Raw genomic sequence first — 12,035 nt, 5'->3', positions numbered from 1 at the left:
AATAGATAATGAAAAAACAAAAAGTCTATATCTCCTCTACTTTCAGAGACCTCAAAGAGTACCGTACTTTGGTCAAAAGTCTGTTTGAGAATCAATTGGCGGCTTCGTTTGAGCTGTGCAACATCATGGAACGCATGTGGGACGATGGCTCGCAAACGCCTTTCGTGGAGGAGTGCGTGCGGGAGGTTCAGGCTGCCGATATTTACCTGCTCATTTTGGGCAACAAAGTAGGCTCGTTTCCCCCTAACGAAACCCGCACTTACACCGAAATCGAACTCGATACGGCTTTGGCAGATAAAGGTAAGAAGATTTTTTGCTTTCCTTTTAGTACGTTTGAGCCCACACAACTGGATAATCCTGCCAAGCACGCCGAGCTCTTGGCCAAATTTGGAGGGAAACCCACACACCCCTTTGCCAATCCAACCGAACTCCGAGCCGATTTGTTGGAGTGTCTGTTGCCGCATATTCCCATCCATCGCTTTTCTCAACCCGCCAAACTCCTCAGCCCCAACGGCGCCGATAAGCCTACTGTTTTTATTGGACGGGAAGACGAACTGCGGGAAATTAGGAAACGACTCGATAATTGTGGCAAACTGATGCTCATCAACGCCGAAGGCGGCATTGGAAAAACCACCCTCGCCGCCAAGTACTGGAACGAAAGCCTCTACGCCTACAAACACAATGCTTGGCTGTTTTGTGAAAACGGCATCGTGAATGCCCTCAAAGACTTGGCTCCTAAGCTCAACCTCGACTTGGCAGGCATGGACGAAGCTCAGCAGATCGCCGCCCTCAAACATGCCCTATCGGGTGTGCACGATGATTTTTTGTTGGTACTTGATAACGCCAACGACGACGACGACATCCGTGTGTTCAGGCAAACCTTTGAGGGGTTTCATTGGCACGTACTCATCACGAGCCGTTGCCAAGGTGTACTCGAAAATGAACAAGAACTGCCCATTACGCACCTTCCCCCGCCTCTGGCCAAGACACTTTTTAAACGGTATTACAAGGAAGATAGCCTCGATTTTGAGACCCTGTTGAATCGGCTGTTGGAAGCCATCCGTTACCATACGCTATTGGTTGAGATTTTTGCAAAAAACATGCAAGAAAGTGCCGAATTGGGCATAAAAATGGCAAATTTCTTGCAAAAATTAGAAAAAGAAGGTTTGCATCTGGGTGAACATAGCTTTGAAGTAAAGACCGACTATACCATCGCCGTAAAAGCAAAAGCCGCCACTACCGACGAAATTCTGGATGCCCTTTACGACTTTGGGAAGCTCAACGAAGAGCAACGCTTTGTGTTGCTCAGCCTCTCCTTGTTACCCGCCGAACCTTATACCTTGGGTTTTATTAACTCCCTGTTAGCCAACGACAGCACCCGAACTGATTTGGCAGTACGCAAAACCCTCAAGAGCTTGAGTAAAAAAGGCTGGATAGCCCAAACCGAAAACACCTACCGCCTCAGCCCCGTGGTGCAGGATTTGTTGTTGTATAAAAACCATGAAACACTGGAAACGGATGCTCAAGCACTGTTGGATAGGCTCAACTATATTTTGGAAGCGGATGCTTATAATTTACTACGCATCCGCCTAAGCGCTGCCGAACCCTACGCCAAACTACTGTACCAAATCAATAAGAGTTTGGAAGCCTATCCAAGCTGGGACATTGGATTTTTGAATTTTAACGTTGGCGTATATTTCAATAACACAGGCAACATAACGGGCGAACAGTATGCCTATTCCCAATACGGTATTATTTACCAAAAGTTGCTTGTAACTGACCCTGAGAACCTCTCCTACAAAAACGGGCTCGCAATTTCGTATTCTAAATTGGGCGGCATTTACGAAGCCACGGGCGATTGGAAGAACGCGCTCGTCAATTATCAAGAAGATTTCAGCATAACGAAAGAGATTTATGAAAGCAGCCCTGAGAACCTCTCCTACAAAAACGGGCTCGCAATTTCGTTAGCTCGTTTGGGCACTTTCTATCTGAAACAAAATCAAATCGGGGAAGCCCTTACTCACTTTTTGGAGAGCCGTACGCTCTTTGCGGAGCTTTGGCAAGCCACCCAAGGACAAATCGTAGCTTTTACTTTTTACTTTGCCCTCAATACCAAATACACCACTGATATTATCAAACATCTTATAGAAAACAACCAATATCCACCCGAGCAAGTGCCAGGCATCAAAGAAGCCATCAAAGCCATGCGGCAAGAAGGCTACGCCGCCCTGCGGCCTCTCGCTGAGGCAGGTGTACTACAAGAGAATCAAAAATGGTTGGTAGTGGAGTTAAGCGATGAGAGCTGGTATCACTTTTAATACTTATCAAGATGAAGTTTCGCACCTTTAATGAGGCATTGGAGTATTACGATATCCAAGCCATTCGCTTCAAAAATCATTTTATCCTTCGCAATTGGCTGGCTGGGATTGGCTGTGGCTTAGTTGCGGTCATTCTCTTTTCCACGTTGGTGGCCTTTCATGCGTACCTTCCTCCTCTGTGGGCGGGGGTAGTGCTTCCCACGGCGGAGGTACTGCTCGTCGCGGGTACTTTTGTTTTGCTGGGTTATTCGGCTTCGCGGGCCAAACTACGTTTTCTCCAGCACCGCCACTGGGCGGAGTACCTTCGAGTGCGTACGTTGTTTGCCGAAAATGGCCTGCCGCTCATTACCACACCGCTCAATTATAAAGAAGGAATGAGAGCCACCGATAAAATCCACTTTAAAATCCCGAGCGAACTACGTGAGTTAGAAAAAAGCTACGTACCCGTACCTACCCATGTCTATAACCTTTTTGAAATCAAACAGTCACTCATTGCTTTTATCAACAGCCAGCAAAAGTACCACACCGAGATTCGGATTGAAGGGTACGAAGAAAAAGAACACCGTTTGGAGTTTTGGCTAAAGGTGATTTTGTACGTTTTTGGAGGAGTGGTCGTGGCTAAATATGCCTTTGAATGGATGGAATACACCCATTCACCTTTTATTCACGAGCACCTGTATTTGCTCAAAGCTACCAAGTTTTTGGTGATTTTTTTGCCACCCCTGTATGCCGCCTTAGAAGGAATATACTACTTCAGCGAATGGAAACGGAATATCCGTATTTCGCAGAAAGTCCATGAACGGTACGAAAACGTTCGGGTCAAAATTGAAGAAAGTCAAGACCCCGCCCAACTTCAAGAAGCGGCCAAAAGTCTGTATCGTCTTTTTATGGGAGAGCACATTGATTGGCTAAATTGGTACCAAAACAAAAAAGTAGAAGCCAAGGTGTAGAGGTCTCCTAACCGTTTTCACTAGTTTTTTATGAGCTTGGGACAAGACTCTGTGCAATCAGTACAGTTTCGGTCATTTATTTTTTTATTCCCATCAATTCCTGCGTCTTCACCGATGAACTGAACTGATTTAATGCTTTGTACTTACTTTCCATGTTTCGCCATTGGGAACCCGTGTTGTTAATCCAAAATGTGGCATTCACTTTGGTTATCAATTATTTTTTTTGACAACTTGCCACTGAGAGTCAGTCATTACAGAGAATTTCACTTTCATTTAGCTTGTTTGACGGAGCCCGCCCGAGCGGGTGAGATTCAACAAGCTAACGACTGACTCTTTTTATTCGTTTTACACAATCCAAAACATACTCAAATTACAAAAATCTTAGAATATGGTAGCGCCATTGAAGTATTGGAACCAGCCTCTCTTCGTAATAAAGTAGCTGGGATTCTTAAAGCTGCACTGCAATATTATGTTTAATTTGTCCGCAAGATTCAAATTGATAAACTCGAAAATTAGCATTGACACAGTTCAATGAAAACTCACTCAAACAACACTCCCATATCCAAACTATCATGCACCGCTCCTGTGTGAGTTACCGAAGCCAAGCCGTAGGTCGTCAGCAGCACGAGCCAAAGGGCTTTGTTGGTTTTATAGGATTCTCTAAACTCACTCACTTTGTTGAGTAGTTTAGCTTCGTAGTCTTTCGTGATGGTAAATTTATGATGCGAAAACTTTATTTCGATCAAATTGATTACGTTGTCTTTACGGTCAAAAATGAGATCAATCTGTGATTTTGTGTTAGACCAAGCATACGTACTTGATTGAACACCTGCAATACCCAAGGCTTTTTTAATCTCCTGACTGTGCAGTAGGCATACCATCTCAAAAGCATTGCCCGCCCAAGCATAATATCGCGACGTATTGATAGTATTTATCCAAAAATTAAAGTCTGTCTCCTCTGATTTCTCAATAAAATTATGGTAAAAAAGAGTAAAATTATCGGTCAGTTGATAAATAATATTCCGTACTTTCTGCCCAGGCATATTGTATTTTCTGACGAAATCGCTAGCTTCCAATTCCTTCAAAATAGTAGTGAGTGTACCACCATCTTTTACTTTGGATGCCTTCACAATTTCGCTCTTAAACAAGCCTTTTTTCTTTTGGGCAAGAGCACTAATGATGGCAACATGCTTCTGATAGTTCTTGAATAATGAAGCAAAAAGTAGGTAGTATTCATCTCTCAATTTTGCCTGTTCACTAAAAAAAATCCTATTAATATTCTGCGAAGCACTTTCTTGGGCTTTCACCAAGTTGAGATAAAACGGAATTCCCCCCAACGCCATATACAACTCAATCACCTGATAGTTATCGTAGTTTCCTCCCATTGCCGTCAAGTACTCCTTTGTTTCTCTCAACGTAAAGGGTTTTAATTTTATCCGATTCGTAACCCGATTATAGAGTCCTTTGGTGTTTCTCAAAAGATTATCAATCATCCAAGAGGCCGACGAACCGCAAACGATAAATTTGATGTCGTTTCTGGCACTTGCCCAACTATTCCAAAAAAAATCAATTGCCGAAATCAACCCAGAATCCCTGGTGTCCATCCACGGCAATTCATCAATAAAGACCACCTTTTTCTCATCAGGATTTGCTTCCAATATCTTTATCAAATTCCGAAAGGCATCCATCCAATTATTGGCGTCTTTTTGTTCTTCATAAAAAGGGCTTTGTCGGAGAGCAGCATTAAAATTAGCTAACTGAACATCAGTTTTTTCCTGTGCTAAGCCCGTTGAATAAAAACTAAATTTATTATTAAAATATTGCCGAATCAAATACGTTTTCCCCACTCGCCTTCTCCCATACACCACCACAAATTCTGACTTTTTAGAAGCCATTATCTCATCGAATTCTCGAATCTCAGCAATTCTACCTATTATGTCCATAATCAGTACATTTTGGCACAAATATAATAGGTATCGCTAAAAAACAATATAAATTTTAGCGATACCTATGTTTTTTTGAGAAGATGTCGCTGAGTTTGATATGAAAGCAATGCCACTAAGAATCTTATATGTTCTAAAAGTTGGTTGTTTCACCCCACCTTCACCCCCACCCTTTTCTCTTCTTTTTTCTCCGAAACCTTTACTGTCATCGAATCCTGAATTTTACGCTCTATGCTTTGCAAATCTTGGCGGAGCTGCGTAAGCTCTTGTTTGTAGGGCCACGGCTTCGATATAAAATCTCGTAATTGCTCAATATCACGTTTGAAGTCCCCTACCCGCTTGCGCTGATCTTCTATTAATTTAGGGATTTTTTCAAGTGCATTATGGGCAAACTGCGCGGCTAACTCTGGCGTTCGCGGCATCTGTCCGCCATTATGTTGGTACTTTACGCCATTTGGTGAAACTACCGAGAAATAATTCACCTTATGGGCGTATCCATCTACAAAATGAGTACTGGTGGATACCACTAGCGGGAACCCGTGTAATTCCCCCACCTTTTGTTCTAAAGCGCTACGATTGTTTTTATCAATACTGACCAATTTTTTACCAATTTCTTTGGGGTCTTCACTTTCTAAGCCTGCCACTTTAAGCTGGCCAGAAATTTGATCCGTTTCGGTATAAGCCTGTTTTTCTCGCAACAGCTTTCTGTCCGCCAGCAGGCTCTCCAATTTTTGCGCTGTTTTTTCGGTCTGTTGTTGTTGGGCATTCAACCTCTGTTGCGCCGTTATCACGTCTTTATTGTAAATCAATAAGTCGGACTCTAATCTGCCCAACCGCTTTTCTATCTTGGCTTTTTCCAATAAATCGGTATTGCCCGACAAAATGGCAATGTATTCGCTAAAATTCATGCCATTTTTCTCGTCCAAACTACCTTCGTCAATTCGTCGAGTGGCCAAGTTGGAGTTTTTGATTTGGCTGATAAACAACGATTTGTTCTGCAACAGGTTGAACTTATAGTTATCCAAGGTCTTTTCGACGGCATACACATAGTTGTGGACTTGGTTGCCGTACAATTTTGCAATCTCGTTTCCTTTACGAACCCCTCTCCCTATACGTTGGTCTAATTCGGAGGGTTTCCAAGGAATATCCAAATGGTGCAAGGCCACAATACGCTGCTGTACATTCACGCCCGTACCCAACATTTCGGTCGAGCCCAACAGAATTCTTACCTTGCCTGCGTTGGTGTCTGCAAAGAGTTTGGTTCGTTGGGCTTCATTTTTACACTCTTGGATAAACCTGATTTCATAAGGTGGAATCTGGTACTCTTCTACCAACTTTCGTTTCAATTCGCTATAGACATTCCACTGCTGAGGTTTGTACGTTCCCAAATCCGAGAAAACCAGCTGTGTCCCTTTGTGGGGCAGGGTTTGCTGATAGTGTTCGGCCAGTTTTTGGGCGCATTGACTCACTTTATTGTTGGGATGATCGTCGTAATTTGGATTGAGCAAACGCATATCCAAGGCCATTTTCTTGGCATAATTAGTCGCAATTAGCATCTTCGCCGCCTCTTCTCCTTCGATTAGTTTGGGACGCCCGAGCAAGGTCGCATCGCCCGTTTCGGCAAACTTCATTAGTTTTTGGATAAAATCTTCTTGCTGAGGCGTAGGCGATACGTGTATGAGTTTTTGGTTCAACTGAGGGCGCTCAATGCCAATCATGTCGGCCGTTCTAAAATCGGTAACCTGATTATAAAACATGGCCAACTCAGGTACTTTGATAAAGTATCGAAAGCGCTCTTTCTGAATCAGGTTATTGGTGACCGAAAACTCAAAATCGGTAGTTTTTTTGGCATATACCGCAGCCCATGCGTCAAAATTGACAATATTCTGTTTTTGCAGTTCTTTGGGGCGGAGGTACTTGAAAATCAAATAGAGTTCAGTCAGTGAATTACTAATGGTTGTCCCTGATAAAAAAGTGGCGCATAGGTCTTTGCCTTTTCGTTGCTGCATCGTTCTAATCGCATACAGCAAATTAATGGCCTTTTGGCTACCTTCTTGGTTACCTAAACCCGCCACTCGGTTATGGCGAGTGGTAAACATCAGATTTTTGAAGCGGTGACTTTCGTCAATAAACAGGTGGTCAATACCCATTTGCTGAAAATCAGGGACATCGTCTCTTTTTTCTTTGAGTTGGTGGTTGATACGAGCCATCTCAACCGTCAAGTTTGCTTTGCGCTTTTCGAGTCCTTTCAAAGCAGCCTTGGATACTTCGTTGTTTTGGCGACGCATTACTTCCAAATCCAGTTCTACGTTGTTCAATTCCGCTTGAACCGTCTTTTGCTGGATTTGGTACGACTGAGGGATTTTCCCAAATTGGTCGTGGGTCAGAATGAGGCAATCCCAATGGTTGTTTTTGATGTCATTAAATAGCTTGACACGGTTTTCGGGACTAAAATCACTGGCTTGGGGATATAGCAGCTTCGCTTCTGGGTAGGCCGATTGAAAGGTTTCTGCAATCTGGTGAACATTGGCTTTGAGACCGATAATCATGGGTTTATTGACAATACCCAGTCGTTTCATTTCATAGGCAGCCACGCACATAATCAGGGTTTTACCCGAACCTACTTCGTGGTCAGCTACGCCTCCCTCGTTTTGAAGCAACATCCACACGGCATCTTTTTGACTTTGGTATAAGCTCGTTATCCCCAAGTTTTTGTAATTGAGGTGCGGAAATTGTTGGTGCTGACCATTGTACTGTGGTTTGACGTAGCAGTTAAACAGTTGATTATAACGTTGTTCTATCTCTGTTTTGAGGTCTTTTGACTGCTCGTTTAGCCAAACAGGAAACTGATGACGAATTTGTTCAATTTTACTGGCCGCCAATTGGGTTTTCTCCTGGTCTTTAATCGTCATTTCCTGGCCATTTTCCCACAACTTTTTGGTAATGTGAGGATTGGTATTCAGCAACGCATATTCTGCTAAATCTAGGCCATCGTAGGTGCGGGTTTGGGCATTTACGGCAAATTCAGTGGTAATTTTGGCATTACTTTGGGTACTTCGCAAGGGTCTCACCGTAAACGTATCCGTAGATGGTGCGTACTGAATCCGAATGGGTAGGTCAAACAAATGACTCAAATAGTCTTGATATACTTGCGTCGGTATCCAACGTTCGCCAAAATTAAATTCTAACAGTTCAAACGGTACTTTTTCTGGCTGGCTTTCGCGTAGTGCTTCCAACGTTTTTTCAACCTGTGCCTGATGCCGCTCCGTCGTATTTTGTTCGAGGTATTCTTCAATCGTCCTCAATTTTTCAAAAACATTGCCCGAAAGCAACATCTCTCGGGTTTTATATTCGTCTTGAATCGGGTCAAAAAGCAGGCGGTCTTGCAACTGATTCAGCAGCTTTTCGTCGTTTAAACCACTCACTTCTTGCATGTAGTCAAGATTGACTTTCCCAAACCAATTCAACGACGCAAGTAGGGCATCTTCGGCCGTCTCAATGCGTTGTTTTGTGGAAAATGAAACAGGCTGTTCAAAAATATCGGCTTTAATAAACTGCCCCTCTTTGACCCGCTCCAAGGCCAACAGTTCTTTTCCTTGCGGGTCGAGCAAGATGGTTCCAACGTTTTCTTTGCGGTTTAGCTGACCGTATTGGGCAATAAAGTGCTCATACGATTCATTTAGCAGCTGGCGTAATCCTGCATTTTCGGCTTGAAATTCCTGCTCAAAATTGTAGAGTAGTTGGTAGTTATCTCGAAGCTGAATCAGACTTTTCACTTTTTCCTGTTGGGTCTTCGAGATTTCCAGAGGACGAAAAGAAGGTTTTGCCTCGGCCAACTCGTACACTTTTCCCACAAGCCCGTTTTGTTCTACCAACGAACCTTCTTTTAAGTGAGGGTATTTTATGCCTTCAAAAAGCTGAAGTTCAATCACTAACGTTGGTTGAAGCGTCGCAAAAAGGTCAAGTTGAGGCGTAGGTGGGGCTTTACTAATGACAACCCGCGCTTTTTCAGTTGGTACAATTAGTTTGAGGTGTTGACCCAAATCCTCATCCAGCATTCGTTTCAATTCTTGACCAATGGCTTCGCTTCCCCCTTGATGAATGAAAATCCGCGCGGGTTTACCATACTGGTCGGTATCAAATTGAAGCTGGGTATGGACAATACGCCCCAAGTTTTCGTAATAGCGGCTGCTCGGATACTCTCCCCGTGGACTTTGGGTAAAGAGCCGTTCGCGGTGGCTAAAGTTTGTTTTTTGGGAATCTTTTTGGAGAATAATCAAATCACTGCCAACACTTGTACCCGCAAAATCAGTAAATAGATTGTGAGGTAAGCGAACTGAGCTTATCAGATTTGTATTCCGCATCAGGTAGTGCCGAATGGGCTCATTACTTGGGCTATTCATCAACGCATCAGTTGTCAAAAAGGCCACTACCCCACCCTCTTTAACTACGTCCACTGCTTTGGCAAAAAAATAGCTGTGCAAACTTCGGCAAGCCTGGCGTTTGGTTTTGTCTTTGCTGTTGGCAAAGGTTGCATCCCATACCGCCACATCTCCAAAAGGAATGTTGGAGGCTACCAAGTCGAAGGTATTCAAGTAGCGACTGCTGATGTCTTCGAACCCTTGTTGTTTTACTTGATTTTTGGCATACAGCGTTTCCAACAGCGTAGCCGTCAGCAGGTCTTTTTCAATCAAAAGGGAATTGGGGAGGGATAAACCTTTTTGCTGAAACCCTTCCGAAAACTGCCCCAATCCCGCCGAAGGGTCTAAAAAGTTATTTACTTCAAATCCCGTTTGTTGGATAGCTTCTCCGAGCGCTTCAATCACCGCTGGAGGAGTATAAAAACTGGTCAATACACTATTTTTAAGGCTTTGCCAGTATTCCTCGGCCCGTTGTTCGCCTACCGCATTTTTTATTGTTTCCCACAGTGTTTGAATAAGGGGGCGTAATTCAATATCTGCTTTCGTTTGCCAAGCACTGTCGTCTTCAAATGGCAGTAAAATCGCTTTTATTCCACCAAAACCTGCATAGCGACGAATTAAATCGGCTTGCTCAGACGTTGGACTGGCTCCTTCTTTTTGCAATTGCAACGCAAGAGCTATCGCCTCAGTATTGGTTACCAAGTGTTGTTTAGGATTAAACGCCATGTTTATTTTTTAGCTGCCAACGTCTCAAACCACTTTAGCCAATGCTTGACTTAATGTGTTCACAATCAAACTGTACCTAATTTGTTTAGTAGGCGTATCATCTATTTCGTACTGAAGAATAAAATCATTCAAAGGGGCACAAAAAGACAATAAAATGGGAACAAGGCGCTGCTGTTGAGTGAGGGTTTCAAAAATCTGTTTAAACTCTTTTTCTAACGTATCATGCAAGAAGTTATAAATTGAGAAGTCAAGACCTTTCACCAGTGAGTGAATAGCTACTTCTTGGGCAGCCATTACCGTTAAACCCTCTCGGCGAGCATTTTCAAACACCGTGGTTGCATTTGACGCCCGCATGGTCAAGAGGGTTTTTATTTCTGATGAACTCAATTTTTGCAACAACTCAGGAAAATCCGACCGCAAAAAATCAGTTAAGTAGAGTTCAAAAAAGTCTAAATCCGTGCTATTCATCTGGTTGACGTTTCACTAATAAGCCAATTTGAAATGAATGGTTCAATGGATTATACCCTTTTACAGATAAAGTGTATGAAGCATCAAAGTCCATCTTCAATGCACTTTTGTTCCCGTTAAGATTCATCAAACCCAATCCTACGGTCAGTAAGTGGCGATTTCCTTTGTTGCGGTGGTCGGTAAAATAATTTAGGCGGAGTGCCAAAGTTGAATTATGTTGGTAATGCCCTCCCATGGTCCACCAAATTTCTTGAATCTCCTCTTTAATCCCATCTGGGGCGTCTGCCCAACTCGTAAAAATTGTCCTCATTCCCGATTGCTTCGTCGGGTCATTTCCGCGCTCAAGCTTTCCGTCAACTCCATACACGGGTGGCGTTGGTACGAGTTGTTTGAGGGCATCCAAATAAAACTGTACTTCTCTTCCCTCCTCTTTATCAATAGGATGCGAAAGAGCCACTCCTGCCCGAAATAAAGTAGGCTGAAAATTCAACCGCTTATCATCTCCGTAGCTGATCCGCCCCCCCAAATGGTGAATACTAATTCCCCAATCTGAAAACCAGTCTCGCTCTTCGCTACGCTCTTGGCGCCAATAAGCCCCTAGGTCTGCATTCACCCCAAAAACAGGCCGTAATTGAAATCCTTGCCACGCCATTCTACTGAATAGGTTAGAATAAAAGCTACGTAAACCAACGCCAACTGATAGATTTTGGGTCAGCTTACGTGCGTGAGCGAGTCGCAAATTCATATCGTAAGAGCTAATTTCTCCTTGATAGTTGCCAAAATCATCCCTCAATTCAGCTTTACCGTAGTTAAAATGACTTAGAGATACATTCCAACGCCCATTTTCATCTGTACGCCCGTAAGCATTAAAATGTAGCATTCGCATGTCTTTCACTAAGTCAATATTCCAAGGGGTATAATTCAAACTAAATGCCTGAAAATCTTGACAAAATGCAGGTACGGCTACGTTTGTAGCCGTACTATACGCCGATGGAGAAGAAGCAGCACCAGCGCCCATGCTTCCATGACGTGCATCGGGGACAATATAAAGATATTCAAGGGCGGACACTGGAATACGTTGTGTATTAATTTGAGCCTGGCAAATACTCTGTAACGTGATGCCGACTCCAAACAGGAATTTGTTGATGTTCCAAGTATTCATTTTTTTATTTTTCGTGGTTTTACTGCACCTCGCTAACTGGTTATTAC

At 43.3% G+C, this 12,035-nt stretch carries 7 protein-coding genes; 3 read left to right on the top strand and 4 right to left on the bottom strand.

Annotated elements, in window-relative coordinates; translation table 11 throughout:
• Window positions 1-8 precede the first annotated feature (8 nt).
• The 3 genes from AC23N5_RS20000 to AC23N5_RS19990 all read left to right on the top strand — a co-directional run bounded on the left by AC23N5_RS20000 (window position 9) and on the right by AC23N5_RS19990 (window position 3,745).
• Window positions 9-2,318: a DUF4062 domain-containing protein gene (locus tag AC23N5_RS20000; RefSeq protein WP_487756966.1), complete on the top strand. Its 2,310-nt coding sequence runs from the start codon at window positions 9-11 to the stop codon at window positions 2,316-2,318.
• Window positions 2,319-2,329: 11 nt separating this feature from the next.
• Entirely contained in the window at window positions 2,330-3,268 is a 939-nt protein-coding gene (locus tag AC23N5_RS19995; protein WP_487756965.1) for a hypothetical protein, read from the top strand.
• 369 nt (window positions 3,269-3,637) lie between these two features.
• Window positions 3,638-3,745 carry a WCX domain-containing protein gene (locus AC23N5_RS19990; RefSeq protein ID WP_487756981.1) on the top strand — a complete coding sequence of 36 codons (108 nt, stop codon included), beginning with the start codon at window positions 3,638-3,640 and terminating at the stop codon, window positions 3,743-3,745.
• 62 nt (window positions 3,746-3,807) lie between these two features.
• Here the strand turns inward: AC23N5_RS19990 and AC23N5_RS19985 are convergent, their stop codons facing one another.
• The 4 genes from AC23N5_RS19985 to porV form a co-directional block, all read right to left on the bottom strand.
• A complete protein-coding gene (locus AC23N5_RS19985; protein WP_487756964.1) occupies window positions 3,808-5,211 on the bottom strand; it encodes an AAA family ATPase in 1,404 nt (467 codons plus the stop codon).
• A gap of 149 nt (window positions 5,212-5,360) precedes the next feature.
• Entirely contained in the window at window positions 5,361-10,358 is a 4,998-nt protein-coding gene (locus tag AC23N5_RS19980; RefSeq protein WP_487756963.1) for a helicase-related protein, read from the bottom strand.
• Between the two features lie 24 nt (window positions 10,359-10,382).
• Window positions 10,383-10,826 (bottom strand): DUF1896 family protein, encoded by a 444-nt coding sequence (locus AC23N5_RS19975; RefSeq protein WP_487756962.1) that lies wholly within the window; start codon window positions 10,824-10,826, stop codon window positions 10,383-10,385.
• Window positions 10,819-11,988, bottom strand: coding sequence for a type IX secretion system outer membrane channel protein PorV (gene porV, locus AC23N5_RS19970; RefSeq protein ID WP_487756961.1), 1,170 nt, complete (start codon window positions 11,986-11,988; stop codon window positions 10,819-10,821). Before porV ends, AC23N5_RS19975 begins: the two co-directional genes overlap by 8 nt.
• Window positions 11,989-12,035: the final 47 nt, after the last annotated feature.

It is taken from the genome of Runella sp. R5_40 (assembly GCF_057652295.1).
Note: the sequence above shows the minus strand (reverse complement) of the source record. Positions and strands in the feature narration are given on the sequence as shown.

What these genes read in the sequence shown, in the direction of transcription:
- AC23N5_RS20000 (WP_487756966.1), top strand. Translation starts at nt 9, where the DNA reads ATGAAAAAACAAAAAGTCTATATCTCCTCTACTTTCAGAGACCTCAAA.
- AC23N5_RS19995 (WP_487756965.1), top strand. Translation starts at nt 2,330, where the DNA reads ATGAAGTTTCGCACCTTTAATGAGGCATTGGAGTATTACGATATCCAA.
- AC23N5_RS19985 (WP_487756964.1), bottom strand. Translation starts at nt 5,211, where the DNA reads ATGGACATAATAGGTAGAATTGCTGAGATTCGAGAATTCGATGAGATA.
- AC23N5_RS19980 (WP_487756963.1), bottom strand. Translation starts at nt 10,358, where the DNA reads ATGGCGTTTAATCCTAAACAACACTTGGTAACCAATACTGAGGCGATA.
- AC23N5_RS19975 (WP_487756962.1), bottom strand. Translation starts at nt 10,826, where the DNA reads ATGAATAGCACGGATTTAGACTTTTTTGAACTCTACTTAACTGATTTT.
- porV (WP_487756961.1), bottom strand. Translation starts at nt 11,988, where the DNA reads ATGAATACTTGGAACATCAACAAATTCCTGTTTGGAGTCGGCATCACG.